General features: G+C 70.5%; 28 protein-coding genes and 1 tRNA gene. 18 read left to right on the forward strand and 11 right to left on the reverse strand.

Features of this window, described 5'->3' with window-relative positions; genetic code table 11:
- Window position 1: 1 nt before the first annotated feature.
- Together ACLFOB_RS01460 and ACLFOB_RS01465 are read right to left on the reverse strand one after the other, a co-directional pair.
- Entirely contained in the window at window positions 2–700 is a 699-nt protein-coding gene (locus ACLFOB_RS01460; protein WP_410924483.1) for a gamma-glutamyl-gamma-aminobutyrate hydrolase family protein, read from the reverse strand.
- Window positions 697–1,725, reverse strand: coding sequence for an amidoligase family protein (locus tag ACLFOB_RS01465; RefSeq protein ID WP_410924485.1), 1,029 nt, complete (start codon window positions 1,723–1,725; stop codon window positions 697–699). The genes ACLFOB_RS01460 and ACLFOB_RS01465 overlap by 4 nt, the downstream gene beginning before the upstream one ends.
- Before the next feature lie 143 nt (window positions 1,726–1,868).
- On the opposite strand from ACLFOB_RS01465, the gene ACLFOB_RS01470 reads away from it, so the two are divergent.
- Complete coding sequence (locus ACLFOB_RS01470; protein WP_410924487.1) at window positions 1,869–2,216, forward strand: hypothetical protein; 348 nt, start codon at window positions 1,869–1,871, stop codon at window positions 2,214–2,216.
- Window positions 2,217–2,253: 37 nt separating this feature from the next.
- On the opposite strand, the gene ACLFOB_RS01475 is transcribed toward ACLFOB_RS01470, so the two are convergent.
- Together ACLFOB_RS01475 and ACLFOB_RS01480 are read right to left on the reverse strand one after the other, a co-directional pair.
- Window positions 2,254–2,916 carry a DUF4396 domain-containing protein gene (locus ACLFOB_RS01475; RefSeq protein ID WP_410924488.1) on the reverse strand — a complete coding sequence of 221 codons (663 nt, stop codon included), beginning with the start codon at window positions 2,914–2,916 and terminating at the stop codon, window positions 2,254–2,256.
- A 62-nt stretch (window positions 2,917–2,978) separates the two neighbouring features.
- Window positions 2,979–3,866, reverse strand: coding sequence for a fatty acid desaturase (locus ACLFOB_RS01480; protein ID WP_410924490.1), 888 nt, complete (start codon window positions 3,864–3,866; stop codon window positions 2,979–2,981).
- A gap of 139 nt (window positions 3,867–4,005) precedes the next feature.
- On the opposite strand from ACLFOB_RS01480, the gene ACLFOB_RS01485 reads away from it, so the two are divergent.
- A complete protein-coding gene (locus ACLFOB_RS01485; protein ID WP_410924492.1) occupies window positions 4,006–4,278 on the forward strand; it encodes a hypothetical protein in 273 nt (90 codons plus the stop codon).
- Between the two features lie 162 nt (window positions 4,279–4,440).
- Here ACLFOB_RS01485 and ACLFOB_RS01490 read toward each other — a convergent pair.
- Both ACLFOB_RS01490 and ACLFOB_RS01495 read right to left on the reverse strand, forming a co-directional pair.
- A tRNA-Ala gene (locus ACLFOB_RS01490) sits at window positions 4,441–4,516 on the reverse strand.
- Window positions 4,517–4,594: 78 nt separating this feature from the next.
- Entirely contained in the window at window positions 4,595–4,915 is a 321-nt protein-coding gene (locus tag ACLFOB_RS01495) for a TIGR02300 family protein (protein WP_410924493.1), read from the reverse strand.
- Window positions 4,916–5,020: 105 nt separating this feature from the next.
- On the opposite strand from ACLFOB_RS01495, the gene ACLFOB_RS01500 reads away from it, so the two are divergent.
- The 3 genes from ACLFOB_RS01500 (at window position 5,021) to ACLFOB_RS01510 (ending at window position 7,008) form a co-directional block, all read left to right on the forward strand.
- A complete protein-coding gene (locus ACLFOB_RS01500; RefSeq protein ID WP_410924495.1) occupies window positions 5,021–5,707 on the forward strand; it encodes a M48 family metallopeptidase in 687 nt (228 codons plus the stop codon).
- Between the two features lie 46 nt (window positions 5,708–5,753).
- Complete coding sequence (locus tag ACLFOB_RS01505) at window positions 5,754–6,404, forward strand: GntR family transcriptional regulator (RefSeq protein ID WP_410924497.1); 651 nt, start codon at window positions 5,754–5,756, stop codon at window positions 6,402–6,404.
- A 79-nt stretch (window positions 6,405–6,483) separates the two neighbouring features.
- A complete protein-coding gene (locus tag ACLFOB_RS01510) occupies window positions 6,484–7,008 on the forward strand; it encodes a cytochrome b (protein WP_410918540.1) in 525 nt (174 codons plus the stop codon).
- 29 nt (window positions 7,009–7,037) lie between these two features.
- Here the strand turns inward: ACLFOB_RS01510 and ACLFOB_RS01515 are convergent, their stop codons facing one another.
- The 3 genes from ACLFOB_RS01515 to ACLFOB_RS01525 all read right to left on the reverse strand — a co-directional run bounded on the left by ACLFOB_RS01515 (window position 7,038) and on the right by ACLFOB_RS01525 (window position 9,434).
- Window positions 7,038–8,000, reverse strand: a complete 963-nt coding sequence (locus ACLFOB_RS01515) for an acetyl-CoA carboxylase carboxyltransferase subunit alpha (protein WP_410918539.1) — start codon at window positions 7,998–8,000, stop codon at window positions 7,038–7,040.
- 107 nt (window positions 8,001–8,107) lie between these two features.
- Window positions 8,108–8,332, reverse strand: a complete 225-nt coding sequence (locus tag ACLFOB_RS01520) for a hypothetical protein (protein WP_410924499.1) — start codon at window positions 8,330–8,332, stop codon at window positions 8,108–8,110.
- Window positions 8,333–8,456: 124 nt separating this feature from the next.
- Window positions 8,457–9,434: an HpcH/HpaI aldolase/citrate lyase family protein gene (locus tag ACLFOB_RS01525; protein WP_410924501.1), complete on the reverse strand. Its 978-nt coding sequence runs from the start codon at window positions 9,432–9,434 to the stop codon at window positions 8,457–8,459.
- A gap of 280 nt (window positions 9,435–9,714) precedes the next feature.
- Here ACLFOB_RS01525 and dgcN point away from each other — a divergent pair, with 280 nt between their 5' ends.
- The 4 genes from dgcN to ACLFOB_RS01545 all read left to right on the forward strand — a co-directional run bounded on the left by dgcN (window position 9,715) and on the right by ACLFOB_RS01545 (window position 13,543).
- Complete coding sequence (dgcN, locus tag ACLFOB_RS01530; RefSeq protein WP_410924502.1) at window positions 9,715–10,716, forward strand: N-acetyltransferase DgcN; 1,002 nt, start codon at window positions 9,715–9,717, stop codon at window positions 10,714–10,716.
- Between the two features lie 102 nt (window positions 10,717–10,818).
- Window positions 10,819–11,307 carry a ferritin-like domain-containing protein gene (locus ACLFOB_RS01535; protein ID WP_410916558.1) on the forward strand — a complete coding sequence of 163 codons (489 nt, stop codon included), beginning with the start codon at window positions 10,819–10,821 and terminating at the stop codon, window positions 11,305–11,307.
- A 34-nt stretch (window positions 11,308–11,341) separates the two neighbouring features.
- On the forward strand, window positions 11,342–12,709 hold the full coding sequence (locus ACLFOB_RS01540; protein WP_410924504.1) for an erythromycin esterase family protein: 1,368 nt from the start codon (window positions 11,342–11,344) through the stop codon (window positions 12,707–12,709).
- 96 nt (window positions 12,710–12,805) lie between these two features.
- Window positions 12,806–13,543 carry a sulfite exporter TauE/SafE family protein gene (locus tag ACLFOB_RS01545; protein WP_410924505.1) on the forward strand — a complete coding sequence of 246 codons (738 nt, stop codon included), beginning with the start codon at window positions 12,806–12,808 and terminating at the stop codon, window positions 13,541–13,543.
- Window positions 13,544–13,679: 136 nt separating this feature from the next.
- On the opposite strand, the gene rpsU is transcribed toward ACLFOB_RS01545, so the two are convergent.
- The gene (gene rpsU / locus ACLFOB_RS01550; protein WP_057812606.1) at window positions 13,680–13,886 is read right to left on the reverse strand and encodes a 30S ribosomal protein S21; all 207 of its coding nucleotides are present in this window, start codon (window positions 13,884–13,886) and stop codon (window positions 13,680–13,682) included.
- 104 nt (window positions 13,887–13,990) lie between these two features.
- Between rpsU and ACLFOB_RS01555 the strand changes: the two genes are divergently transcribed.
- From ACLFOB_RS01555 to ACLFOB_RS01570, 4 genes are all read left to right on the forward strand, one after another.
- Complete coding sequence (locus tag ACLFOB_RS01555; RefSeq protein ID WP_410924506.1) at window positions 13,991–15,013, forward strand: saccharopine dehydrogenase family protein; 1,023 nt, start codon at window positions 13,991–13,993, stop codon at window positions 15,011–15,013.
- A 65-nt stretch (window positions 15,014–15,078) separates the two neighbouring features.
- Window positions 15,079–15,777, forward strand: a complete 699-nt coding sequence (locus ACLFOB_RS01560; RefSeq protein WP_410924508.1) for a COQ9 family protein — start codon at window positions 15,079–15,081, stop codon at window positions 15,775–15,777.
- Between the two features lie 4 nt (window positions 15,778–15,781).
- The gene (locus tag ACLFOB_RS01565; RefSeq protein WP_410924509.1) at window positions 15,782–16,774 is read left to right on the forward strand and encodes an NAD(P)H-quinone oxidoreductase; all 993 of its coding nucleotides are present in this window, start codon (window positions 15,782–15,784) and stop codon (window positions 16,772–16,774) included.
- A gap of 213 nt (window positions 16,775–16,987) precedes the next feature.
- Window positions 16,988–17,449, forward strand: coding sequence for a class I SAM-dependent methyltransferase (locus ACLFOB_RS01570; protein ID WP_410924510.1), 462 nt, complete (start codon window positions 16,988–16,990; stop codon window positions 17,447–17,449).
- A 76-nt stretch (window positions 17,450–17,525) separates the two neighbouring features.
- Here ACLFOB_RS01570 and ACLFOB_RS01575 read toward each other — a convergent pair whose 3' ends face one another.
- On the reverse strand, window positions 17,526–18,920 hold the full coding sequence (locus tag ACLFOB_RS01575) for a helix-turn-helix domain-containing protein (RefSeq protein WP_410924512.1): 1,395 nt from the start codon (window positions 18,918–18,920) through the stop codon (window positions 17,526–17,528).
- A 157-nt stretch (window positions 18,921–19,077) separates the two neighbouring features.
- Between ACLFOB_RS01575 and ACLFOB_RS01580 the strand changes: the two genes are divergently transcribed.
- The 5 genes from ACLFOB_RS01580 to ACLFOB_RS01600 all read left to right on the forward strand — a co-directional run bounded on the left by ACLFOB_RS01580 (window position 19,078) and on the right by ACLFOB_RS01600 (window position 26,266).
- Complete coding sequence (locus ACLFOB_RS01580; protein ID WP_410916566.1) at window positions 19,078–20,277, forward strand: aminotransferase class V-fold PLP-dependent enzyme; 1,200 nt, start codon at window positions 19,078–19,080, stop codon at window positions 20,275–20,277.
- Between the two features lie 83 nt (window positions 20,278–20,360).
- Window positions 20,361–21,533, forward strand: a complete 1,173-nt coding sequence (locus ACLFOB_RS01585; protein WP_410924513.1) for a malate--CoA ligase subunit beta — start codon at window positions 20,361–20,363, stop codon at window positions 21,531–21,533.
- An 11-nt stretch (window positions 21,534–21,544) separates the two neighbouring features.
- Window positions 21,545–22,441, forward strand: coding sequence for a succinate--CoA ligase subunit alpha (sucD, locus tag ACLFOB_RS01590; RefSeq protein ID WP_410916568.1), 897 nt, complete (start codon window positions 21,545–21,547; stop codon window positions 22,439–22,441).
- A gap of 130 nt (window positions 22,442–22,571) precedes the next feature.
- Entirely contained in the window at window positions 22,572–25,007 is a 2,436-nt protein-coding gene (locus tag ACLFOB_RS01595) for a GcvT family protein (protein ID WP_410924515.1), read from the forward strand.
- A complete protein-coding gene (locus tag ACLFOB_RS01600; protein WP_410924516.1) occupies window positions 25,004–26,266 on the forward strand; it encodes an aminotransferase class V-fold PLP-dependent enzyme in 1,263 nt (420 codons plus the stop codon). Before ACLFOB_RS01595 ends, ACLFOB_RS01600 begins: the two co-directional genes overlap by 4 nt.
- Window position 26,267: the final 1 nt, after the last annotated feature.

The raw sequence follows: 26,267 nt of genomic DNA on the forward strand, positions 1-26,267 counted from the left end.
GTCAGGCTGTGGCCGGCGCGCCCGAGGCATGGGCGCGCGCGGCCTGCACGAGCGCGCCGAAGATGCGCCGCTGCTGGCGCTTGTAGAACAGATGCTCGGGGTGCCACTGCACGCCCAGTGCCAGCGGCGGCGCCGGCCGTTCGATCGCCTGCACCATGCCGCCCGAATCGAAGGCCGCGATCCGCAGGCCTGCCCCCAGCCGGTCGACCGACTGCGTGTGCAAGGCATTCACCCACATCTTCTCGCGGCGCGTGAGTTCTGCAAGCAGCGTGCCGGGGCAGGCGCGCACAATGCGCCGCGGCAGGATCGTGCGGTAGCGGCGCGATCCGGGATAGGCGGCATAGGCGTCGGCGTGCAGGGTGCCGCCGAGTGCCACGTTCAGCATCTGCGCGCCGCGACAGATGCCCAGCACCGGCAGGCCCCGCGACAGCGCTTCTTCCGCCAGTCGGCGCTCGAGCGCATCGCGTGCGGGGTCAAGGCGCACCTCGGCGCGGACCTCGCCGCCGTAGAGCGCGGGCGAGATGTCGTCGCCCCCGCCGATCACCAGACCGTCCACCGCGTCGAGATCCGCGGCACGCCCGGTGCCCCAGCGCCGCGCCCGCCCACCCGCGAGCCAGACGTTGAGCGCGACCAGCGGAAAGATGCGCCAGCCCGAGCGCGCGGAGGTCGTCACCGCGATCACGGGTGCTGGCGCGCTCATGGCCGGCACCCCGCGCCGCCCTGCGGCGCCATCGACGCGAAGGGGCCAAGGGCACGGGCGATCGGCGCGGTCACCGCCTCGGCCTCTGTCAGCATGGGCAGCGCCGCCGTTTCCCTTTGGGCCGCGGCCACGCGCATCGCCAGCGCGTCGTCCGCCGCCACGCGCTCGACCAGCCACCAGCGCCGCCAGTCGTAGGCAAGGCTCCATCCCGCCTCGCCGATCCGGCTTTCCGGCATGCGGAAGTGATAGGCCGGCCGCGCGGCCACGGCGCCCGAGGCGGCCGGGTGCCGGGCGAAGCGGTCGGGCGCGATCTGCGCGTAGGCCGGCATCAGGTCCAGCCCGTGATTGCGCGAGGTCAGATGCGCGTCGATCAGGTCGAAGAGCCGGTCGGGCGGGGCCGCGGGCTCGAGCGCCGCCACCTCTTCCACGAAATCCGGCGGAAAGGGCTGGGTGAAGGGCAGCACGCGGCGGCTCATGTCGAGCGGGTCGCGCGCGCGCAGCCAGCCCTCCAGAAGCGCGAAGGCGCGGGCCACGCGCGTCAGGTCGCGCCCCTTCTCCGGGTCGGCCAGCGCCACGTTGAGGTGCAGGCCGAAGCCGTGCAGCAGATGCGCGCGCGAGCCTGCCGCGCCCGCCCGGTCCAGCGCGCCGAAAAGCGCGTCGATCTCCGGCAGGCGGTCCTGCGCCAGAGGGTCGGTCACCACCTCGATGGGCACCACCTGTCGCGCGACGGCAACACCCATCTCGGCCGCGGTGTGCCGCCCCCCGGGACGCCACGCGCTGTCGAGATAGATTTTCAGGGTGCCGAAACGGCTGTCTTCCAGCACCCATTCGCTGGCCGAAAGCTGGCGCAGGCGCCCGCCCGCCTCTGCCTGGCAGATCGCGGCGGCCCGGTCGGGCGGCAGAGCCCCGAATTCCAGCTCCAGCCCCACCGCGCGCGGCGCTCCCGCGCCCTCGGGAAGGTCCGGCAGGACGGGAAACCGTGCCTCGGGCGGCCGGTCGGGCAGGTTGGCCCCGGGGCTGGTCATCCTGCAAACAGGCCTGGGCAGGTCGCATCGCACGCCCGGCGTCGCGCAGGTGCCCGCTGTGCTTGCGTGGTGCAGGGAACAACCCGGGAGTGTCGCGCTTGACCCGCAGAATCAGTCGCAGCATCAGTCCCGGAGAGGCGATCATGGCACGTCAGAGCACGACCGCGGCCCGCAGCCAGCCCGACCACGACCCGCGCAGGACCGGCCAGGGGACCAGCTCCGTCCATGTCCCGCGCGGAACCTCGGGCCCGGCGACGCCGGTACGCTCCGGCGTCGTGCCCTTCGACAAGGGCAGCCGCCCCCGGCCGATGGGCACCGACAGCATCCCCGAGGATACGACGGGCGCCAGCCCCTCGGCCAACACGGCGACGGAAGAGCGTTCGCCCGAGGCGGCCCGCCAGCGTGCCTCCCGCGGGCCTCTGCCGCGCCGGGCGGGCGTCATCGCGGGCATCGCGCTGATCCTCGTGATCCTGGCCGCCTGGCTTCTGTGAGGCGGCCGCGGGACCGTTGCGCGCGGCGCGGCACCGCTCAGGCTTTCGCCATCTCGCGGGGGTCATGCATTCCCTCCTTCACGCCGAAGCGCACCAGCGCCACGTTGACCGGCCAGGCGGCAAAGAGGCCCAGCGTCAGCGAGGTCATCATCGCGGTCCAGAACAGCACGTCGCCAAGGCCCGCGCCACCCGCAAGCCAAAGGTCCACGCCAATCGCCACGACCTCCATCATCACGATCGAGGCGGTCTCGCTCACCAGCGAATCCTGCATCGCCTCGCCGAAGGGCACGCCATCGTGCATCAGCGGTCCCAGCGTGAGCAGGATGCCGAAGGTGAAAGCGAAGGCGAAGGTGACAAGCGCGGTGGGCACGGTGCCCAGCGCAAGGATGCCGACAGCCAGCACGAGGCCCACGATCTCGCCCATGCCGCAGCCGGAATAGCAGTGCGCGGTGGACCGCCAGCCGCGCCGCCAGATCGTGTCGCGCGCGATCTGCTTGCGCCCCGTCATCCAGTAGACCAGCAGGCCGACGGGCCCGGAATAGAGCACGGTCAGCGCCCAGACGACCTTCATCAGCCTGCCGATCTCGGGATTGGCGCGGCGGAAGTCCCACAGCAGGACCCCGACGCAGGCGAACGACACCCCGAGCCAGCCGATCAGCACGGCGGGTTGCGAGAGAAAGGCGGCGATCTGGTCGCGCATCTGGCCTCCACGATTGATCCGCCGGCTTAACCGCGGGGTGCGTGGGCCGGTTCCGTGTGCCCTCAGCGCAGGGAGGCCGCGTAGCGTGCCGCGAAGCGCGCGTAGCCGTCCTCTGTCTCCTGCAGGTGCGGGCGCGCGAGCGCGTGCAGTGCCGGCAGCCTGTGAAACGGGACAGAGGGCATGGCATGATGCTCTGCATGATACGGCATGTTCCAGGCCAGGAACCGGACGAGGCGCGTGGTGGTCGTGGTGCGGCTGTTGGCGAACATGTCCGCGACCGCGGGGCAGCGGCCGTGTTCGGCCAGCAGGTAGAGGCGCAGCACCGGAAACCCCAGCGCCAGTGGCAGAAGCCAGGCGGTGAAAAGCCAGGGCGCGACGGTCGCCATCAGGACCGCCGCCAGCGCATAGGCCGCGAGCATCGCGCGTGCTTCGCGCCGCAGCCGGGGATGCACGCGGGCCGGAAGATACGGCGCCTCGATCCGGCCGAAGGCGTTCGTCCTGAGCACCGCCGCCTTGTCGCGCCAGTAGCCCGGCGTCGAAAGATGCCACAGCAGGGCGGGCCAGTCGCCCGGCTTCGGCGCGGCAAGCTCCGGGTCATGGTCGGGGTCGTTGGTGTGCCTGTGGTGGGCCAGGTGGAAGTAGCGGAACCATTCGAAGGGCTGCACGATCAGCAGCCCCGTGACATGCCCCACCCATTCGTTCAGCCGCGCGCTGGCGAAGGGCGTCTTGTGCGTCGCCTCGTGCTGCAGCGTGAAGAGAAAGGCGAGACACACGCCCTGCACCGGCAGCAGGAGCGGCCAGCCCGGGACGCGGGCCGCAATCGCAATGCCGAGGGCGAGGATCGCGCCGCCGTGCAGCGCCAGATGCCGAAGGCCCGCCGCATCCGAACGCTCGGTGAGCGCCTGGCGCGTCGCGGGGGGCAGTGCGGCAACGAAGGCCTTGTGCTCCATCGCTCTTTCCTTTGTGCCGTCCCCGACAAGGCTAACGCCACGTCCCGCCCGTGCCAACGCCAAGGTGCGGCCGGATGGCGCCTCGACAGCGCAGACACGTCCGCTATTTGTTACGCCGTCGGAGCGCAGGAGGGACAAGATGGACGGAAGCAGCCAGAGACGGATCGAGCAGACACAGGCGGATCTGCCGCCGGAACTCGCAGCGCGGCGCGCGGCTGCGATGGACTCGATTCGCAGAAGACGCATGCGGCAGGAGGCCGTTGGCTACGCGACGATCGCCGGCGCGATGAGCCTTGGCCCCGCGTTCGAGGACGCCAGGGGACTGGGCCGAATTGTTCACTATTCGAAGTTGTTCCTCATCGCCTTCGCGATGCTGGCGCCCAACTACCTGGTCTGGCAACTGCTGCTCTGAGCGAGCGGTCTGCGGGCCGTGCCCGGCCAGGCGCGGCCCGATGGTCCTGCGTGGCGCAAGGCCTGTGCCGGCGGTTCGGGGCCGGATTGCGTAATTCGCAAGGCTTCCGGAATTCGTGAAGCTTTCCGAATTCGCCAAGCTTCCGGAATTCAAAAGGGGGATTGGTGGAGCCTACCGGGATCGAACCGGTGACCTCTTGCATGCCATGCAAGCGCTCTCCCAGCTGAGCTAAGGCCCCCTGATGGTGCGCCGCTACCTAGACGCAGCGCCGGGTGGGATCAAGCGAAAAATCCCGGCACCGCGCGGCGGCGCAACGTCAGCTTTCGTCCTCGTCCGAGGACACGTCGGCGATGTCGTCGAGCGAGACGTTGCTGTCGTCGTCATCGTCCTCGAGCACCTCGTCCTCAAGGTCGACGTCCACATCATCCTCGATCACGGACTCGTCGTCCTCCCCGGACTTCTTGGCCGGGCTTGCACGGCTGTCCGCCGCGTCCGCGGAAATCATCCGGCTGCGACCGGTCTCGATATCGACGACCTCGCCCGTGTAGGGGCTGACCACCGGGCTGCGGTTCAGGTCGTAGAAGCGCTTGCCGGTCGTCGGGCACAGTCGCTTCGTGCCCCATTCTTCCTTGGGCATGGCATCCTCTTCTCGCATTCGCTCTTGCCGGCGACTCGGCGCTCCTGACATAAGGGCGCAACCCTTGTCAAAGCCTTTGCCGCGACGCCGCCGGAGACTGCGCATATGGGCCATCGCGTCCTGCCGGGCAACCCCCCTCTGCCGCTCACGCTGCGCCACTCGGCGCGGGCGCGGCGGATCAGCCTGAGGGTTTCGTCGCTGGACGGCCGAATCACCCTGACGCTGCCACGCGGCGTGGCCGAAGCGGAGGCGATGGCCTTTGCCCGGTCGAAAGAGCGGTGGCTGCGCGCGCAGGCTGGCGCGCGCCCCGCGGCGGTGGCGGTCGGGCATGGTGCCACGCTGCCAGTGGAGGGTCGTCTCTTGACGCTCGAACCCGGCACCGGCCGCGCCGTGCGGACCGAGGGCGCGCGGCTTCTTGTGCCCGGAGAGCCGGCGCAAGCCGGCGCGCGCGTCGAGGGCTGGCTCAAGGCGCTGGCGCGCGAGCGTCTGGCGGCGGCGGCGGACCGGCACGCCGCCTCTCTGGGTCGTCCCTACGCGCGGGTCACGCTGCGCGACACCCGCTCGCGCTGGGGCTCCTGCTCGTCGGCCGGCGCGCTCAGCTTTTCCTGGCGGCTGATCATGGCCCCGCCCGAGGTGCTGGACTACGTCGCCGCGCACGAGGTGGCCCACCTGGCCGAGATGAACCATTCGCCCGCCTTCTGGGCCGTCGTGCGGCGTCTCTACGGGCCGTGCGAGGCGCAGCGACGGTGGCTGCGCGACGAGGGGTCGGGCCTGCACCGCTACCGTTTCTGACGCGGGGCGATTGACGGCGCGCATTTTTGTGATCACATATGCCGACATGCTCCTCAACCCCCGCCCCTCCGACGCGTTGCCCGCCGCGCACGACCGTGTCTATCGCGGCCTCAGGTCGCGCGTCATGCACGGCCAGATCGAGCCGGGCGAGGCGCTGACCCTGCGCGGCATCGGCCGCGAGTTCGGCGTCTCGATGACGCCCGCGCGAGAGGCGCTGCGTCGGCTGGTGGCCGAGGGTGCGCTGTCGATGTCAAGCTCCGGCCGCGTCAGCACGCCGGAGCTGTCCAACGAGCGGATCGAGGAACTGGCCGCGCTGCGTGCGCTGCTCGAGGTCGAGCTTGCCAGCCGCGCGTTGCCGCGCGCGCACATGGCGCTGATCGACCGCTTGCAGACCATCAACGCCTCCGTCGGCGAGGCGGCGCAGCGGCGCGATGCCGTGGCCTATATCCGGTCGAACCTCGAATTCCACCGCACGCTCTACCTGCGGGCGCAGGCGCCCGCGATGCTGGCGATGGCGGAAACCGTCTGGCTGCAGATGGGGCCGACCATTCGCCGCCTCTATACCCGGCTGAAGCGGCGCGAAGCGCCGCATTACCACCGCCTGATCATCGCAGCGCTGAAGGCGGGCGACGAGCCGGGCCTGCGACTCGCGGTGCGGTCGGACGTGACGCAGGGACTCAAGATGCTCGCCGGCTGATGGGGCATGGCGGCCGGGCAGGACCGAACCGGCGGTGCGAGCGATGGAGTCCGCCATGTTATGAGGGGACAACACAGCCATGACCCGTTACCATCCCATCCTTGTCGTGCTGCACTGGCTGCTTGCGCTGATGGTCCTTGGCGCGCTGATCGGCGGGGCCTTCAGCCTCGATCCGATCCCGGAGGACTCGCCGGACAAGATCGGCGTCCTGCGCCTGCACATGATCTTCGGCCTGTCGATCCTTGCGCTCATGGTGGTCCGGCTCGTCGTGCGCCTGCGCACACCGCACCCCGCGCCTGCGGACATCGGCAACGAGGCGCTGAACCAGGTCGCGCCCTGGCTGCACTGGATGTTCTACGCGCTGGTCTTCGGCCTGGCCGCGTCGGGGATCCTCATGTCGGTCGAGGCGGGCCTGGGCGATATCGTCTTCGGCGGCGCGCCCGGGCCGGTGCCGGAGCTTGACACGCTGCGCCCGCGGGCGGGGCACGGGTTGCTCGCGCTGGCGCTGGCCTTGCTGATCGCCGGGCACATCGGCGCGGCCATCTATCACCAGGCGGTGCGCCGCGACGGGATCATGCGCCGCATGGGATTCGGCCGGGGCTGAGCAGGACGGGATGCGGCCGGCCTTGCCGGTCAGGCGGCAAGGCCCTTGGTCCCCATATCGAGGAACTTCTGCCGGCGGTCCGCGCGCAGCCTGTCGCGCGCCTGCCCATCGAGGTCGCCAAGCATGCCCCGCAGGGCATCGCCGACCGCGGCAATGGCCGCGTCCGCGTCGCGATGCGCGCCGCCCAGCGGTTCGGGCACGATCCGGTCGATTACGCCCAGTTTCCGAAGGTCCTGGGCCGTGAGGCGCAGCGCCTCTGCCGCCTCGCGCATCTTCTCGGCGTCCTTCCACAGGATCGAGGCGCAGCCCTCGGGCGAGATCACCGAGTATATCGAGTGCTCCAGCATCGCCACCCGGTTCGCCGTGGCGAAGGCCACCGCACCGCCGGAGCCGCCCTCGCCGACCACCACGGACACCAGCGGCACGCCGAGGCCGAGGCAGGTCTCGGTCGCGCGCGCGATCGCCTCGGACTGGCCACGCTCCTCCGCGCCCTTGCCGGGGTAGGCGCCGGGGGTGTCCACCAGCGTGACGACCGGCAGGCCGAAGCGGTCGGCCATCTGCATCAGGCGGATCGCCTTGCGGTAGCCCTCGGGGCGGGCCATGCCGAAGTTGCGCTCGAGCCGGGTGCGCGTGTCGTGCCCCTTTTCGTGCCCGATCACCATGACGGGGCGGTCGTCGAAACGGGCGAGCCCGCCGATCACCGCCTGATCCTCCGCGAAGTTGCGATCGCCGGCGAGCGGCGTGAACTCGGCAAAAAGCGCCTCGACGTAATCGAGGCAGTGCGGCCGCTGCGGGTGGCGCGCGACCTGCGTCTTTCGCCAGGGCGTGAGCTCCTTGTAGAGCTGGGCCAGCATCGTTGCCGCCTTGCGATCGAGCGCGGCGGCCTCGTCCTGCAGGTCCACGCCCTCGCCCGACCGGGCGAGCGCGCGCAGTTCCTCGGCCTTGCCCTCAAGCTCGGCCAGCGGCTTTTCGAAATCGAGATAGATGGTCATGGCCGCCCGTCGTTTCCCCGCGGGTATATGACGGCGGCACCCCGCGGATGCAACAGGCTGCACGCGGGGCCGGACGGGCCGCGCCATGCGCGGGCGCGGTCGTCTCCTTATCCCGCCAGCACTGGCCAGAGCGGGGCCGGCAGCAGCGCCGCCATCGTCAGGTTGAAGGCCCGCAGGCGGCCGCGCGCGTCAAGCCGGTGTCCGACATGCAGGCCGGGCACCGCCCAAAGGCCGGCGCCGGGCAGGGCCACCGCACCAATCACGGCGGCCACCGAGAGCATGGCGGCAAGGGAGCGGTCCCGCGCGCAGAGCGTCGCAGCCCAGAGCGCCATGGTCCAGGCTCCGGGGGTGACCCACTGGACGGCTGCGGCCTGCAGGAAGGTCAGCGGACGCCCGGCCGCCGGACCCTGCACGGGCGACGCGCGCCGGCTCGAATAGAGCGCGCCGCCCGGCCGTTCACTGTGCCGCGATCATCTCGGCCTGTTTCACGATCACCTCGGCCTGCTTGATCGAGGCGATGTCGATCAGCTTGCCCTTGTAGGTCACAGCGCCCTTGCCCTCCGCCTTGGCCTGCTCCATCGCGGCGATGATGGCGCGGGCGTCCTCGACGGCGGCCTCGGTGGGCGTGAAGACCTCGTTCGACTGCGTCACCTGGCTGGGGTGGATCGCCCATTTGCCGACGCAGCCCAGCGTGGCCGAGCGCAGCGCCTGCGCCCGGAAGCCGTCGGGGTCCGAAAAGTCGCCGAAGGGTCCGTCCACCGGCAGCAGGCCATGGGTCCGACAGGCGGCGACGATGGCCACGATCGGGTAGTGCCACGGGTCGGCGTAGTGCACCTGACGCTCGCCCTCGGCCTCTTTCGGCGAGAGCATGTAGTAGTTCGACTGCGTGCCGCCGATGTGCGTCGTCGCCATGCCCATGTAGGCGGCATAGTCCGCCGGGCCCAGGTGCAGGGATTCCATCCGCGGGCTCGCGGCCGCGATCTGCTCGACGTGGGCGAGGCCCGCCGCCGTCTCGATGATCGCCTCGAAGCCGATGCGCCTGTCCTTGCCCGTGGCAGCCTCAATGGCCGAGACCAGGGCATCCACGGCATAGATGTCGCCCGCGCAGCCCGCCTTGGGGATCATGATCGCGTCGAGCCGGCCCTTCGTGCCCTCCAGCAGGTCCACGACATCGCGATACCAGTAGGGCGTGTCGAGCCCGTTGATCCGAACCGAGAGCGTCTTCTTGCCCCAGTCCACCTCGTTGATCGCGGCCACGACGTTCTTGCGCGCCGCGTCCTTGTCGTCGGGCGCGACCGAATCCTCGAGGTCCAGGTTGATGACATCCGCGGCGCTCGCCGCCATCTTCTCGAAAAGCTCGGGGCGCGAGCCCGGGCCGAACAGCTGGCAACGGTTGGGCCGGGCCGGCGGGCTGGGCGGGACGGTGAAGCTCATGCGGGTATCCCTCGTGTGAAATCGGTGCGGACGTTTGCCGAGCGGGCTAGAGGATCGGCTGCTGCCGCGCAAGAGAGTTTCGTCCGGGACCTGCCGGGCGCAGCTTTCCTGCGGGGCGCTCGCAACGACCCCGCGCGCACCCGCGGAAAGAAGGCCGAAAGAAGCGCCGCGCAGACGCGCGTGGCGGGAGATTCTTGCGCGCCCGCGCCGCTGCGCGCGCGCATCGCGATGCATTTCCCGCCGCATCGGTTAGGATCGCGCCAAATCACCGGAGTTCCTGATGATCGAGACACCCTATCTGCTGTTCCTGGGCGACGCGCCCGACCCGCTGGCCGCGAAGGTCGCGCAGGGGATCAAGGACTGGCGCCCCGACAATGCCGTGGGCCAGTTCCGGATGGAGGGCTGCAAGGCCGACCTCGGCCTGCCCGACATGTCGCTGGCCGAGGCGAAGGCCGCCGGGGCGAAGACGCTGGTGATTGGCGTCGCGAACCGCGGCGGCGTGATCTCGGCGGCCTGGAAGAAGGTGCTGGTGGCCGCGCTCGAAGAGGGCTTCGACCTGGCCTCGGGCCTGCACAACCTTCTGCGCGACGAGGAGGATCTGGCCGCCGTGGCGCGCGCCACGGGGCGGACCCTGCACGACGTGCGCGTGCCCTCGGTGAAATACCCCATCGCGGACGGCAAGCCGCGCGCCGGCAAGCGCCTGCTGGCAGTGGGCACCGACTGCTCGGTGGGCAAGATGTATACCACCCTTGCCATGGACGCGGAAATGAAGCGCCGCGGCATGAAGTCGAAGTTCCGCGCCACCGGGCAGACCGGCATCCTGATCACGGGTGACGGCGTCCCGCTCGATGCCGTGGTGGCGGATTTCATGGCGGGCTCCATCGAGTGGCTCACGCCCGAAAACGAGCCAGACCACTGGGACGTGATCGAGGGACAGGGCAGCCTCTTCCACATCTCCTATTCCGGCGTGACGCTGGCGCTGATCCACGGCGGCGCACCAGATGCGCTGGTGCTTTGTCATGAGCCGACCCGGCCGCATCTGCGCGGGTTGCCCGATCACCCCGTGCCCAGCCTGGAGGCGCTGCGCGAGCTCTCGCTGACCATGGCGCGGGTGGCGAACGCGCAAAGCGAGGTGGTCGGCATCTCGGTCAACACGCAGCACCTGTCGGACGACGAGGCGAAGAGCTATTGCGCCGGGGTCGAGGCGCGGATGGGTCTGCCGACGGTCGATCCCTTCCGCCACGGAGCCGGGCGCCTGGTGGACGCACTCAGCGGGATCTGACCGAAGGGGACAGGGCGGCGGGAACGCGCGCCGCCTTGTATGGTTGATGGCGTGACGGCGCCGGCCGGGTGCCGGCCCTCATCAGACCATGGGAGTCCCATCATGGAAATCACCGACCTCAGATCGCTCTACGTGGCAGAACTGCAGGAGGCGCGCTCGGTCGAGGCGCAGATCGCGGATGCCTTCGACGCGCTCGGCGCCAGGGCCAGCGAACCCCGCCTGAAGGAGCTTCTGCACGGCGAAGTGCAGGAGGCCGCGCAGCACCGCGACCGCATCGGCGAGCTGATCGCCGGGCACGGCGAGGAACCGCGGGCGCACGACGATCAGGCGATGCGCGCGATTCTTGCCGAAGCGGACAAATGGGCGCGCTCGATCGAGGACGCGGGCGCGCGCGATGCGGCGCTGGTGGCCTCTGCCCAGCGCGTGCAGCACTACGAGATCGCGCTCTACGGCAGCCTCGCCGCCTGGGCGAAGGAACTGGGGATGGCGGATCTCGAGCGCCTCCTCGCCATTCTCGACGAGGAACGGGCCGCCGACGAACGGCTCAGCGAGATTGCGAAGAGCGGTGTCAACAAGGAAGCTGTCGCCTGAGCGCCGGGCGGCTGATGCTCAAAGAGGGTCAGCGATGCCGCGTCAGTTTGCACGTCAGCGTCTCATGTCCCCGCCGGACCGCTTGGCCAGCGGGGCCACCGGCGCCGCGCTCGTCGCGTGCATCGCGCGCGCCGCCGAACCGCTGCCCGCGATCGACTCGCGCGATTTCGCGGGTTTCGCGGACAGATACGCGGACCGTCGCGTTGTCCTGCTGGGCGAGGCGAGCCACGGGACATCCGAGTTTTACCGCGCCCGCGCCGCGATCACCCGCCGTCTGATCGAGCGGCACGGCTTCGACATCGTCGCGGTCGAGGCCGACTGGCCGGATGCCGCGGCCGTGGACCGCTACGTCCGCCACCATGCGCTCCGCGATGTGGAAGAACGTGCCTTTCATCGGTTTCCCGACTGGATGTGGCGCAACACGGATGTGGACGACTTCGTCCACTGGCTGCGCGCGCACAACGAAAGCATCGCGGACCCCGACCGGCGCGCGGGTTTCTACGGGCTCGACCTTTACAACATGCGCGGCTCCATCGCCGCGGTGCTGGCGTATCTCGACGAGGTGGACCCCAGGGCGGCGGCCATCGCGCGCGAACGCTACGGCTGCCTCACGCCCTGGCAGAAGGATCCGGCGGTCTATGGCCGGGCCGCGCTGAGCCGGGGGTATGGCGAATGCGAGGCGCATGTCGTGGCGCAGTTGCGGGACATCCTGGCGCACCGGCTGGACTACGAGGCGAAGGACGGCGCCAGCTTTCTCGACGCGGCGCAGAACGCGCGGCTGATCCGGTCGGCCGAGCGCTATTACCGCATCATGTATTACGGCGGCGCGGACAGCTGGAACCTGCGCGACACGCATATGTTCGAGACCCTGACGAACCTGCTGGAGGCGGGCGGGCCGCAGGCGAAGGCCGTCGTCTGGGCGCACAACTCGCATATCGGGGACGCGCGCGCGACCGAGATGGGCACGCGGCGGGGCGAGTTGAACATCGGCCAGCTCTGCCGCGAACGCTGGGGCGATGCGGCGGCGCTGATCGGCTTCGGCACGCACACCGGCACCGTGGCCGCCGCCAGCGACTGGGGCAGCCCGATGGAGGTGAAGCGCGTCCGCCCCTCAATGCCCGACAGCGTCGAGCAGCTCTGCCACGATACCGGCATTTCGTCGTTCCTGCTGGATCTCGCCCGCGATCCCGAACTTGCCGAACGCCTGAGCGAGCCGCGGCAGGAGCGCTTCATAGGCGTGATCTACCGCCCCGAGACCGAGGCGCTGAGCCACTATGCGGACGCGGCGCTGGCGCGGCAGTTCGACGCCTGGATCTGGTTCGACGAGACGCAGGCGGTCACGCCCCTGCGGGCAGAGCATCTGCGACCCGGCGTGCCAGACACCTATCCCTTCGGCCTCTGAAGCCTGTGCCGCACAGTCCGGCCGACCCGCTGGCATCCCGCACGGTGGCGCACTACTGCTGGCCCGAACGGCAACCGGCAGGAGGCGCGCGAAAGCATGGAGGAGGGGCTGCTGCTGATCGCGCTCGCCTTCGCGGCGGGTGGCGTGCTCAAGGGCGCGATCGGCGCGGGCGTCCCGGTGATCGTTGTGCCGATCATGGCGCTCTATCACGGGGTGCCCTTCGCGGTTGCGGTCTTCGCGCTGCCCTCGCTGCTGTCGAACGGCTGGCAGGGCTGGCACTATCGCGCGCATCTGCTGCCGGCGCGGTTCCTGATCCTGCTGACGCTCGGCGCCGGTCTGGGCGCGGCCATCGGATCGGTCCTGCTTGCGGCGCTTTCCGGGCCGGTGCTGATGGGAACCGTCGCGGGCATGACGCTGGCCTATGTGGCCTTCCGCTTCGCCCGTCCGCACTGGGTGCTCGAACGGCATGTCGCAGATCGGCTGGTGATGCCCGCAGGGCTGGTTGCGGGGGTGATGCAGGGGGCGGCCGGCATCTCGGCCCCGGTCTCGATCACCTTCATCAGCGCGATGCGGCTGCCGCGCGAGGCCTTCATCGCGACGATCTCTGTCCTGTTCCTGGCTATGTCGATGGTTCAGATCCCGGCGCTCTGGTCGCTGGGCATCCTGACGCCGGACCGGCTGATGCTCAGCCTTGCCGCCTGCGTGCCGCTCTTCGGGGGCATGCCGGTGGGCAATGTCCTGGCCCGCTACATGGCGCGCGAGACCTTCGACCGGATCGTCATGGCGCTGCTGGTGGTGATCGCGGTGCGGCTGGCCTGGGCCGCCGTGGCCTGAGCGCCGTCAACCGGACATGAAAAGGATACCGGACATGAAAAGGACACCAGAGATGAAAAGGCCCCGGCACCGGTGCCAGGGCCTCAGAAACCGCTACCGCCCGGTCAGGGCCGCAGGGATTCAGCTTCGCTGCCGTTCAGAGCAGTCCTTCGCGCTGCGCCTTCTTCCGCGCCAGCTTGCGGGCACGGCGGATGGCTTCGGCCTTCTCGCGCGCGCGCTTCTCGGACGGCTTCTCGAAATGTTGCCGGAGCTTCATCTCGCGAAACACGCCCTCGCGCTGGAGCTTCTTCTTCAGCGCGCGGAGCGCCTGATCGACATTGTTGTCGCGAACGCTGACCTGCATGTAGGGGTCACCACCTTTCCGTCTGAAGTTGGCCATATAGATCGAAGGCAGTTGTTTAACAGGGTTGCGCCATGATGTCCAGCCAGGGAACGAGACCCGGACCGATGATCTACGGGGCCTACGGCTTCACCGGCCGGCTGATCGCCGAGGAGGCGGTGGCGCGCGGCCTGCGGCCGGTCCTTGCCGGGCGGGACGCCGTGAGGCTCGCCGAAGTGGCCGACCGGCTGGGGCTGTCGCATCGGGCCGTGGCGCTGGACGATGCGGCGGGCCTGCGTGGGGCGCTCGAGGGCTGCGGCGCGGTAATCCATGCCGCAGGCCCCTTCGCCGAAACCTCGGCGGCGATGGCCGAGGCCTGCATCGCGAGCCGAACGCATTACCTCGACATCACCGGGGAGCCCGCCGTCTTCGCCGCCCTGCGCGCGGCGGGACCGCGCGCGGTGGCGGCGGGTGTCGCCCTGCTGCCCGGCTGCGGTTTCGACGTGGTGCCAACCGACTGCCTCGCCGCGATGGTGGCGGCTCGCTGCCCGGAAGCGGAGCGGCTCACGCTGGCCTTCGCCGGGATCGACACCCCCTCGCGCGGGACGCTGCGCACGGCGGCGCGCAATCTCGACGCGGCCCCGCTGGTGCGTCGCGCGGGGCGACTGGAGCCGCGCAGCGGCAGGCTTTCGACACGGCTGGATTTCGGCGACGGCCCAAGGCGCGTGATCGCCACGACCTGGGGCGATCTGGAAACCGCCTGGGACAGCACGGGCATCCCGGACATCGAGGTCTTCATGGCCCCCGCGCCCGCGACCGCGGCGCTGATGCGGCTCCCCGGCCCGCTGCGCCGGATCGCCGCGCGACTTGCGCTCTCGGAACGCGCGCTCGCGCGTCTGCCCGAGGGGCCGGATGCCGCGACGCGTCGGACCGCGCGCGCCCGGCTCTTCGCGCGCGCCGAGGGGCCGGGCGGCGCCGTGGCAGAGGCGCGCCTGGAAGTCTGCGAGCCCTATGCCTTCACCGCGCGGTCGGCGGTCGAGATCGCGCGCCGTGTCCTTGCAGGTCCGGCCCCTCGCGGCTACCGAACGCCGTCCCAGGCGTTCGGCAAGGGGCTGGTGCTGGACATTCCCGGCAGCCGCCTGCTTGAATGACAAAGGGGCTGGCCGACACCGGCTGCCCGACTAGCTGCCCCTTCAGCCGCGCGAGGAGAGTGCCTATGCCCGATCAGATGCCGCCCGATCCGACCCGAGAGGCGCTGCTCGACGCGGCGCTGATGCATGTGCCCTTCGACGGATGGTCGGAGGCCGCCTTTCGTGCCGCGGTGCGTGACGCCGGCGTGGACATGGCGCTGGCGCGCGCGCTCTTTCCCCGCGGCGCCGTCGATCTGGCCGTGGCCTTCCACAAGCGCGGGGATGCCGCGATGCTGGAGCGGCTGGCACGCGCCGACCTGCTGGGGATGCGGATGCGCGAGCGCATCGCCTTCGCCGTGCGCGTGCGGCTGGAGGTCGCGGGCGACAAGGAGGCGGTGCGCCGCGGCGCCACGCTGTTTTCCCTGCCGCCCTACGCGCCGGAGGGCGCGCGCCTGATCTGGGGCACGGCGGATGCGATCTGGACCGCGCTGGGCGACACCGAACGCGACTTCAGCTACTACACCAAGCGCGCGACGCTGGCGGGGGTCTATTCCTCGACCGTGCTTTTCTGGCTGGGCGACGACACGCCGGACAGCTCGGCCACCTGGGCCTTTCTCGACCGGCGGATCGAGGACGTGATGCGCTTCGAGAAGGCAAGGCAGAACCCGGTGATGAAGGGGGTCCTTGCCGGCCCCGAGTGGGTCTTCGACCGCCTGCGCAGCCGCACGCCGCGCGATGCCTCCGACATGCCGGGCCGCTGGTCCCGCCCGACCCCGCAGGAGTGAGCCGATGACCCGGACCACCATGCGCGCCGTCGAGATCAGCGAACCCGGCGGCCCCGAGGTGCTGCGCCCGGTCGAGCGGCCGGTGCCCGACCCGGGGCAGGGGCAGGTTCTGATCCGCGTGGCCTATGCCGGCGTGAACCGGCCCGACGCCCTGCAGCGGGCGGGCGCCTACGCCCCGCCGCCCGGCGCCTCGGACCTGCCGGGGCTGGAGGCGTCGGGCGAGATCGTGGCGGTGGGACCGGGCGTGGACGACCGGGCGGTGGGCGACCGGGTCTGCGCCCTGCTGCCGGGTGGCGGCTATGCAGAGTATGTGGTGACGCCCGCCGTCCATTGCCTGCCGGTGCCCCAGGGCATGGCGCTGAAGGAGGCCGCCTGTCTGCCGGAGACCTTCTTCACCGTCTGGTCCAACGTCTTCATGCGCGGCGGGCTGGAGGCGGGCGAGCGGTTCCTGGTGCATGGCGGCTCGTCCGGCATCGGCACCACCGCGATCCAGCTGGGCCATGCCTTCGGCGCGCGGGTCTTCGCCACCGCCGGGTCGGACGAGAAATGCGTGGCCTGCCTGAACCTCGGAGCGGAGCGGGCGATCAACTACCGATCGGAGGATTTCGTCGAGGTTCTCAAGGCAGAGGGCGGCGCCAACCTGATCCTCGACATGGTGGGCGGCGACTACATCGCGCGCAATCTCAGGGCGCTGGCGGAAGAGGGGCGGCTGGTGCAGATCGCCTTCCTGCAGGGATCGAAGGCAGAGATCAACTTCGCGCCGGTGATGCTGAAGCGGCAGACCATCACAGGCACCACCCTTCGCCCGCAGTCCGACCTTGCCAAGGCGCGCATCGCCGCCAGCCTGCGGGAGACTGTCTGGCCTCTGCTCGATGCCGGCCGCATCGGGCCCGTGATGGACTCCGAATTCGCGCTGGAGGATGCGGCAGAGGCCCACGCGCGCATGGAAAGTTCCGCCCACATCGGCAAGATCGTGCTGCGCGCGTCGGGCGGATGAGCGGCGAGGAGGACGACGTGCCGCCCGCGCGCGCCAGGCCCCTCGACCTTCTGCACGACTGGGCGCTGCGCGACAGTTTCAAGACCTTCCGCGCGCAGCTGGCGCGCGCCAGGCTCTTTCCGCGCAAGCCGACCTGCGCCGCCGGGCCTGCGCGCGGGCACGCGACTGGCATCGGTGTCCGCTCCTTCTGCCGATCCTGCGTGTGGCGCGGGCATGGGGGTGAACCTGTTTGCGCGGGTGCTGAAAGGCACGGGCGTCACCGTCTGGAGATTCGACAGCTTCGAGGGGCTGGAAGAGGACTGGACCGGCCACGCGCGCGGTGGGCGGAAGGGCCGCTTCGCTCTGGACGGCAAGCTGCCCGAGGTCCGGCCGGGCGTGCGGCTGGTGAAGGGCCGGGTGCAGGACACGGTGCCCGGCTGGCTGGCGACGAACGAGGGGCCGGTGGCCTTCGCCCATCTCGACCTCGACACCTACACCCCCACGCGCTTCGTGCTGGACGCGCTGCGCCCGCGGCTGGTGCCGGGCAGCGTGCTGGTCTTCGACGAGCTCTATGGCTACCCCGGCTGGCGCGAGCACGAATACCGCGCGCTTTGCGAGGTGCTGGGCGCGGGCGGCTGCGACTTCCTCGCCTTCTCGGACCAGGCGGTGGCGCTGGAGATCGTGGCGCCGGAGTGAGGGCGCGCTCCTCCGCCCTGACGGGCGTCCTCGCCCCGCGCAGCGATGAGCCCCGACAGGGGCGAAGAGCGCCCAGTCACCCGTCATATCGCGTCGCGCCCCGCCGCCGGGCGTCCACCGGACGGGCGAGGATGGCGGCGTGGTGGGCGCGCTGGTCGCAGTTGGCGCGCGGGCAGATGCGGCAGTTGATGCCCACCGGCGTCATCTGCGCGCCGGCCACGCGGAACCCCTCGGCATAGCCGATCTCGGCCGCGTGCTCGATCGCGCAGCCCATCGCCACGGCGAGGCGGATGTCCTGCGTGTGCCGGGCAAAGGTCGGGCGGTCCACCGTGCGCGAGACGACGAAGAACTGGCTGCGGTCCGGCATCTCGACGAACTGCGGCACGATCCGCCCCGGGGTGCGGAACGAGGTGTGCACGTCGAGCCGCGGGCAGGCGCCGCCGCGCTCCGCAAGGTGGAAGCTGGTCGAGTTGAAGCGCTTGGTGACGTTGCCGGCCTTGTCCACCCGCAGGAAGAAGAAGGGCACTCCCTGCGCGCCGTCGCGCTGCAGCGTCGTGGCCCGGTGGCAGGCCTGTTCGAAGCTGACACCGAAGCGCGTGGCGATATGGTCCATGTCGTATTTCGATCCCCGCGCCTCTTCGAGAAAGGGCGCATAGGGCATCAGCACAGCGGCGGCGAAGTAGTTGGCAAGCTCCACCCGGCAGCGCGCCGCACCCTGCGGATCGGTGATGCCCGAGCGGTCGAGCAGCGCGTCGAGCAGATCGCGCTGTTCCACGAGCCCGGCGATGTGGATCAGCTGGAACACCCTGTTGGGGTGATCGAGCGCCTGGGAAAGCAGGATCTCGCCCCGCGCCTCGTCGAAGGTGCGCAGCGCGTTGGGCAGCTCCTCGACCGGGACGACGCGGGTGGCGATTCCAAGCCGCTCGCGCAGCCGCGCCTTGGCGTGGGAATAGACCTCGTCGATCGGCGGCGGCCCGTTCCAGAAGGCCTCGGCCGCCGCTTCGAGTTCCGGAAAATGGTTGCGGTTGCGGCGGAAGAAATCATGCACGAGGGCCTCGGGCGAGGCGGCGAGCAGCGGCTCGGCGCTGGGGTCGGCGGCGGTGATCTGGTCGGTCGCGGCCTGGAAGGCGCGGTAGAGCGCGAGAAAGCTCTCCACGAGGCCCGGCGCATGAACGAGCGCCGCGCGCAGCTGCGGCAGGTCCGGGCGCCCCTGTTCGAAGAGCGGATCCTGCAGCGCCGTCCGCAGGTCGGCGAGCCGCGTGGCGCCGTCGTCCTCGGCGATGGCGCGCCAGTCCACGCCGTAGACCTCGAAGAGCCGCAGCATGACGGGGACCGAGACGGAGCGCTCGTTGTTTTCCAGCAGGTTGACGTAGGAGGTGGAGATGCCCAGCGCGCGGGCCATCTGCGCCTGCGTCTCGCCGCGCTCCTGCCGCAGGCGGCGCAGGTGGGGGCCGATGAAGGTCTTCTGCATGCCTTTGCACACGGTTGACTGATGTGTGGTTTACAATTTCACAGTTCTGGCGATCTGTAAATTCTCGCGTTCACAGCAGAACCCGTTTTGCTTTTGCACAAATGAAAGGCAATGGCACAGAGGGGTCAGACACGGACTCAGCCCAAGGATCGGCCCCATGCGCACCGGACAATCCCACCTCTTCATCCCCGGCCCTACCAATGTCCCCGAGCGCGTCCGGCAGGCAATGAACGTGCCGATGCAGGACATGCGCGCGCCGGATTTCGGCGACCTGACGCTGGGCCTCTTCGACGGTCTGAAGCGCGTCCTGCGCACCGAAACGGGGCGCGTCTTCATGTTCCCCGGCTCGGGCACCGGCGCCTGGGAGGCGGCGATCACCAACACGCTAGATCCCGGCGACCGGGTGCTGATGGCCCGGCACGGGCAGTTCTCGACCCTCTGGGTCGAGATGGCCCGGCGCCTGGGCCTCGATGTCGAGGTGGTGGATGTGCCCTGGGGCGCGGGCGCGCCGGTCAAGGAGTTCGCGCGCCGGCTGGGCGCCGACCGGGACGGCCGGATCAAGGCGGTCTTCGTCACCCACAACGAGACGGCGACCGGCGTGACCTCGAACGTGGCGGCGGTGCGCCGGGCGCTCGACGAATGCTTCCATGACGCGCTGCTGTTCGTGGACGGTGTCTCCTCCATCGGCTCGATCGACTTCCGCATGGACGACTGGGGCGTGGACCTTGCCGTGACGGGCTCGCAGAAGGGGCTGATGCTGCCCGCGGGCCTTGGCATACTGGGCGTCAGCGACAAGGCGATGGAGGCGTCGAAGACAGCCCAAATGCGCCGCGCCTACTTCGAATTCTCCGACATGGTGAAGATGAACGAGGGCGGCTATTTCCCCTACACGCCGCCCACGCAGCTTTTGCACGGGCTGCGCGCCTCGCTCGAGCTGATCTTCGAAGAGGGGCTGGACAATGTCGTCGCGCGCCATCGCCGGCTGGCCGAGGGTGTGCGCCGCGGCGTGAACGCCATGGGGCTCGATCTGGTGGCAGAGCATCCCTCGCTCTACTCCGACACGGTGACCGCGATCCGCGTTCCGGCGGAGGTGGACGCGCGCGAGGTGCTGCGAATCGCCTACGAGCGCTATCGCACCTCCTTCGGCTCGGGCCTTGCGAAGCTCAACGGAAAGGTGTTCCGCATCGGCCACCTGGGCGACCTGAACGAGGGCATGTGCCTGACCGCGCTCTCGGTGGCGGAAATGGCGCTGGCCGATGCCGGGATGAAGGTGGAATTCGGCCGCGGTCCCGCTGCCGCGATGGCCTGGTTCACCGGGCCGGCCGAAAGCCCCGCGCTGCGCGTCGCGGCGGAGTAACGCAGGCAACAGGGGGACGACGCGGCGGCGCGGGTCGGCCCGTGCCGGACCCTCCCCCTTGCCCGAACCCCGGGAGGATCGAGATGGACATTCACGAGTATCAGGCCAAGGAAATCCTGCGCGGCTTCGGCGTGCCGGTGCCGCGCGGCGGGCTCGCTTACAGCCCGGAACAGGCGGGCTACCGCGCCCGCGCGCTGGGCGGGGCGGCCTGGGTCGTCAAGGCGCAGATCCATTCCGGCGGTCGCGGCGAAGCGGGCGGCGTCAGGCTGTGCCGCTCGGAGGAGGAGGTGCGCGACTTCGCCGCCACGCTCTTCGGCAAGCGGCTGGTGACGAAGCAGACGGGTGCGGCCGGCAAGGAAGTCTATCGCGTCTGGGTCGAGGCGGCCTCCGACATCGCGCAGGAGCTTTACCTGGGCTTCGTGCTGGACCGCACGTCCGAGCGGATCATGATCGTGGCCTCTGCACAGGGCGGCATGGAGATCGAGGACCTGGCCGAACGCGACCCAGGCGCGCTGCGCCGCATGGTGATCGACCCGGCCACGGGCCTTTGCGAGTTCCAGGCGCGCGAGCTGGCCTTTGCCCTTGGCCTGCGCGGCGGGCTGGTGGCGCAGATGGTGACGATGCTGCGCGCCTGCTACCGCGCGTACCGAGAACTCGACGCGATGATGGTGGAAATCAACCCGCTGGTCGTGACCCACTCGGGCGAGATCGTGGCGCTCGACGCCAAGATGAGCTTCGACACCAACGCACTCTTCCGCCGCCCGCAGATCGCCGAGTTGCGCGACGCGAGCCAGGAGGACCCGCGCGAAAGCATGGCGGCGGATCATGGCCTGGCTTACGTGGGGCTCGAGGGCGACATCGGCTGCATCATCAACGGTGCCGGCCTCGCCATGGCGACGATGGACATGATCCAGCTCGCCGGGGGCGCCCCCGCCAACTTCCTCGACATTGGCGGGGGCGCAAGCCCCGACCGCGTGACCCAGGCCTTCCGCACCGTGCTGGCCGACCGCAACGTGAGCGTGATCCTCGTGAACATCTTCGCCGGCATAAACCGCTGCGACTGGGTGGCCGAAGGGGTGGTGCAGGCCTATCGCGAGCTTGGGCTTTCGCTGCCCGTCGTGGTGCGCCTCTCCGGCACCAACGTCGATGAGGGGCGGCGCATCCTGCGCGATTCGGGCCTGCCGCTGATCACCGCGGACACGCTGGCAGAGGCGGCAGAGGCCGCCGTCGCCGCGCGCTCGCAGCTTGCCGCCTGAAGGAGGGAACCATGGCGATCCTGATCGACTCCGAAACGAAGGTCCTCGTGCAGGGCATGTCCGGCCGCATCGGCCGCTTCCATGCCGAGGAAATGATCGCGCACGGCACCAACGTCGTCGCCGGCGTCACCCCCGGCAAGGGCGGCGAGACGGTGCTGGATCGCCCGGTGTTCGACACCGTGCGCCAGGCGGTCGAGGCGACCGGCGCCGAGGCGAGCCTGGTCTTCGTGCCGCCCCCCTTCGCCGCCGACGCGATCATGGAGGCGGCGGATGCCGGCATCCGCACCGCCGTCTGCGTCACCGACGGCATCCCGGCGCAGGACATGATGGAGGTGAAGCGCTTTCTCCGCCGCTACCCCCGCGCACGCAAGATGCGACTGATCGGCCCGAACTGCGCGGGCGTGATCTCGCCCGGCAAGGGTTTCATGGGGATCATGCCGCCCCACATCTACCTGCCCGGCCGGGTGGGGATCGTCGGCCGCTCCGGCACCCTGGGCTACGAGGCGGCCAGCCAGATGCAGGCGCTGGGCATCGGCGTCTCCACCTCCGTGGGCATCGGCGGCGACCCGATCAACGGGTCAAGCTTCCGCGACATCCTGGAACTGTTCGAGGCCGACCCCGAGACCGACGCGGTGCTGATGATCGGCGAGATCGGCGGCCCGCAGGAGGCCGCGGCGGCGGACTGGGCGGCAGAGCACATGACGAAACCGGTCGCCGCCTACATCGCGGGGCTTTCGGCGCCCAGGGGGCGCAAGATGGGGCACGCGGGCGCGATCATCTCGGCCTTCGGCGAGAGTGCGCAGGAAAAGGTTGAAATCCTGTCCGCCGCAGGCATCGCCGTCGCGCCGCACCCCTCGGCCATGGGCGAGACCGTGGCGCGTATGCTGGGCGCGCGTGAAGCGGCCTGAGCGCGCGCGACAGCGCATGTCGCCTTCGGGCCTGTCTTTGACGGCGGCAGGCCCGAAGCATGGGCGCGCGGGCCTCTAGTCTGCCGCTGACGCCGCCTGTGGTCCCGGGCGGCGCAGCGAAGGAGAGCCCATGCGCACCCATGCCCAGGCCGTCGTGATCGGGGGCGGCGTCGTCGGCTGCTCGATCCTCTACCATCTGGCGAAACTCGGCTGGACCGAGGTGGTGCTGCTGGAGCGCGACGAACTCACCAGCGGCTCCACCTGGCACGCGGCGGCCAACATCCACGGGCTGCATGACGTCACCAACATCTCGCGCCTGCAGCACTACACCATGCAGCTCTACAAGGAGCTGGAGGAGGAGACGGGCCAGAGCTGCGGGGTGTTCCAGCCGGGCTCGCTCTACCTCGCGCAGACGGAGGCGCGCGAGCACCAGCTGCGCCTGCAGGAGGCCAAGGCCCGGCGCTACGGCATGAACTTCCACGAGATCAGCCGCGACGAGGCCGAGCGGCTGCATCCGCTTGCGGATTTCGCGGGCGTCCGCTGCATCATGTTCGAGCCCGACGGCGGCAACGTCGACCCCTCGGGCGTGACCAACGCCTATGCGCTGGGCGCGCGGCAGCGCGGCGCCGAGATCCACCGCTTCACGCCGGTGACGGGGACAGAGCAGCAGCCCGACGGCACCTGGATCGTGCGCACGGCGAAGGGCGAGATCCGCACCCCCTGGGTCGTGAACGCCGCCGGGCTCTGGGCGCGCGAGGTGGCGGCGATGGCGGGCATCACGCTGCCGCTCCTGCCGACCGAACATCAGTATTTCGTCACCGAGACGATCGCACAGATCGCGGCGATGGACCGCCGCCTGCCCTCGATCGCGGATCGGGACGGCGAATACTACCTGCGCCAGGAGGGCAAGGGCCTGCTGGTCGGCGCCTATGAGCGCGACATGCGCTTCTGGGCGGAGGACGGCACGCCGCCGGACTTCGGGCACGAGCTTTTCGCCGACGATCTGGAAAGGATCGAGGAGAACATGATGCGCGCCATCGACCGCGTCCCGGCGCTGGCCTCCGCGGGCATCAAGCGGGTCATCAACGGGCCGATGATCTGGTCGCCCGACGCCTCGGCGCTCTTCGGGCCGGTGCCGGAGAGGCGCGGCTATTTCTGCTGCTGCGGGATCATTCCGGGGTTTTCGCAGAATGGCGGCCTGGGCCGCCTCGCCGCCGAATGGATGGTGGAGGGCGAGCCCTCGCTCGACCTCTTCGGCTGGGATCTCGCGCGCTTCGGGCACTGGGCGACGAAGGGTTTCACGAAGGCGCGGGTGCGCGACCAGTATGCCCACCGCTTCGCCATCCACTTCCCCGGAGAGGAGCGCGCGGCGGGGCGCCCCGTCCGCACCCGCCCGGCCTTTGCCATGCAGCAGGAGATGGGCGCGAGATTCGGCCTCAACTACGGCTGGGAGCATCCGCTCTACTTCGACGCCCAGACGCCGGACAGCGCCGGTTTCACCCGCCAGCCCTGGTGGGAGAGCGTGGGGCGCGAGGCGCGCATGGTGCGCGAACGGGCGGGCATCCTCGACATCTCCAATTTCGCGAAATACCGCGTCGCCGGGCCGGGCGCCGAGGACTGGCTGAACGCGCTGCTCGCCAACCGGATGCCGCGCGAGGTGGGCCGCTCCTGCCTCGCGCCGCTGATCGGCGCGCGCGGCGGCGTGGCCGGCGATTTCACCGTCACGCGGCTGGGGGAGGAAGAGCTCTGGGTGATCGGCGCGGGCGCGGCCGAACGCTTCCACCAGCGCGTCTTCGCGCAGGTGCCGCTGCCCGCCGGCACCACGGTCGAGAGCCTGACCGAGGTAGTCTGTGGCTTCAACGTGGCCGGGCCGCGGGCGCGCGACCTGCTCGCGCTGCTCACCGACGCCGATCTCTCGAACGCGGCTTTCCCCTTCTTCCGCTCGCGCCGGATCACGGTGGCGGGCGTGGACTGCGTGGCGATCCGCGTCTCCTTCACCGGCGAGCTCGGCTGGGAGCTGCACTGCGCGGCAAAGGATCAGCTGACGCTCTACACCGCGTTGCTTGGCGCCGGGCGCGAGGTCGGCGCAGGGCCTGCGGGAAGCCGCGCGCTGATGTCGCTTCGGATGGAGAAGGGCTATGGCTCCTGGGGCCGGGACTACAGCCTCGAGTACCGCCCGCAGGAATCGGGGCTCGACGGGCTGATCCGCCGCGACAAGGATTTCCTCAACAAGCCGGCCTGGGAGGCGGTGGCCGGCGATCCCCCGAGAGAGGTCATGCGTCTGCTGGAGATCGAGGCCACCGAGGCCGACGCCAGCGGCGGCGAGCCCGTCTTCCTGCCCGACGGCACGCCTGCCGGGCAGGTCAGTTCGGGCGCCTACGGCTATCACGTGGACAAGTCGCTGGCGCTGGCCTATCTGCGGCCCGAACTGGCCGGGCCGGGGGACGCGGTGCATGTCGCGATCCTTGGCCGCCCGCATGCCGCCCGCGTCCTCGCGGAGCCGCCCTTCGACCCGGGGGGCCTGCGGCTGAGGGACAGGGCCGCGGAAATGGAGCCCGCGCAGTGATCGCAGAGACCCCCGGCCTGATGGAGGCCGTCAGAACCCGCTTCGCCCATGTCGAGGCGTGCCCCTTCGACGGGCCGCGCGTCTTCTTCGAGAACGCGGGCGGGGCGCTGCACCTGAAGAAAGTCGCCGAAACGTCCGGCTTCTACGCCGCGCTGCCCGACAACCAGGGCCGCGCCAACGCCGCCTCGCGCGCGCTGATGGAGGTGATCGCCAGGGGCCGCGCCGACATGCGCGCCTTCTTCGGCGCCAGGGATGGCGAGGTCTTCGTGGGCGAAAGCGGGACCGAGATCCTCTTCCGCCTGATCCGCACCGCGGCGACGGGGGCGGAGGCGGGCGGCACGATGCTTTGCTCGACGCTCGAGCATCCGGCGAGCCGCAGCGCCATGGCGCACTGGGCGGAGGCGACGGGCCGCCGGCTCGTCGCCGTGCCGCATGACGATGCCGCCGCCACCGTCACGGCGGAGGCCTACGCGGCCCGCGTCACGCCGGAGACGCGCGTGGTCAGCATCGTGCACACCTCGCCCGTGACCGGCATGGCGGTGGACGTGCCGGCGGTGATCGCCGCGGTGCGCGCCGTGGCGCCGGAGGCCTTCGTCATCGTGGACGGCATCCAGCACGCGAGCCACGGCGCGGTCTCCGTCGCGGGCGCGGACGGCTACGCCGTCTCGCCCTACAAGATGTTTGCGCGCCACGGCTACGGCGTCGGCTGGGCCTCCGAACGGCTGACGGCGCTGCCGCACGAACAGTTGGCCGGCGGTCCGGCGCGCGCCTGGGAACTCGGCACGCGCGATGCCGGCGCCTACGCCACCTTCTCGGACGTCGTGGACTATCTCGACTGGCTGGGCGGGCACTTCGCCGAACCCGATGACCGCCGCGGACGTCTCGAGGCAGCCGGTGCCGCCGTCGCCGCGCACGAAGCGCACCTGCTCGGGTCGATGCTGCACGGCACCGGCAACCTGCGCGGCCTGGCCGGGATGCCGGGCGTGCGGGTCATCGGACCGGCGTCTGCGGAGGGACGCGAGGGTGTCGTTTCCCTCTGGCTCGAAGGGATGGCGTCTGCCGATCTGGTCGATCACCTGGGCGCGCGCGGCGTGCGGGTGCACATCCGCAGGAACGACCACTACTGCGGCAACATCCTCGACCCTCTTGGGCGCGAGGACTGCATCCGCGTCTCGGTCTGCCACTACAACACCGAGGCCGAAGTCGCCCGCTTCCTTGCCGCGATGGAAGACGCCGTTCTGCAAGTTGCAGCCGCCTGAG

Origin of the sequence: Rhodosalinus sp. (assembly GCF_046542825.1) — a bacterium.
GTDB lineage: Bacteria > Pseudomonadota > Alphaproteobacteria > Rhodobacterales > Rhodobacteraceae > Rhodosalinus.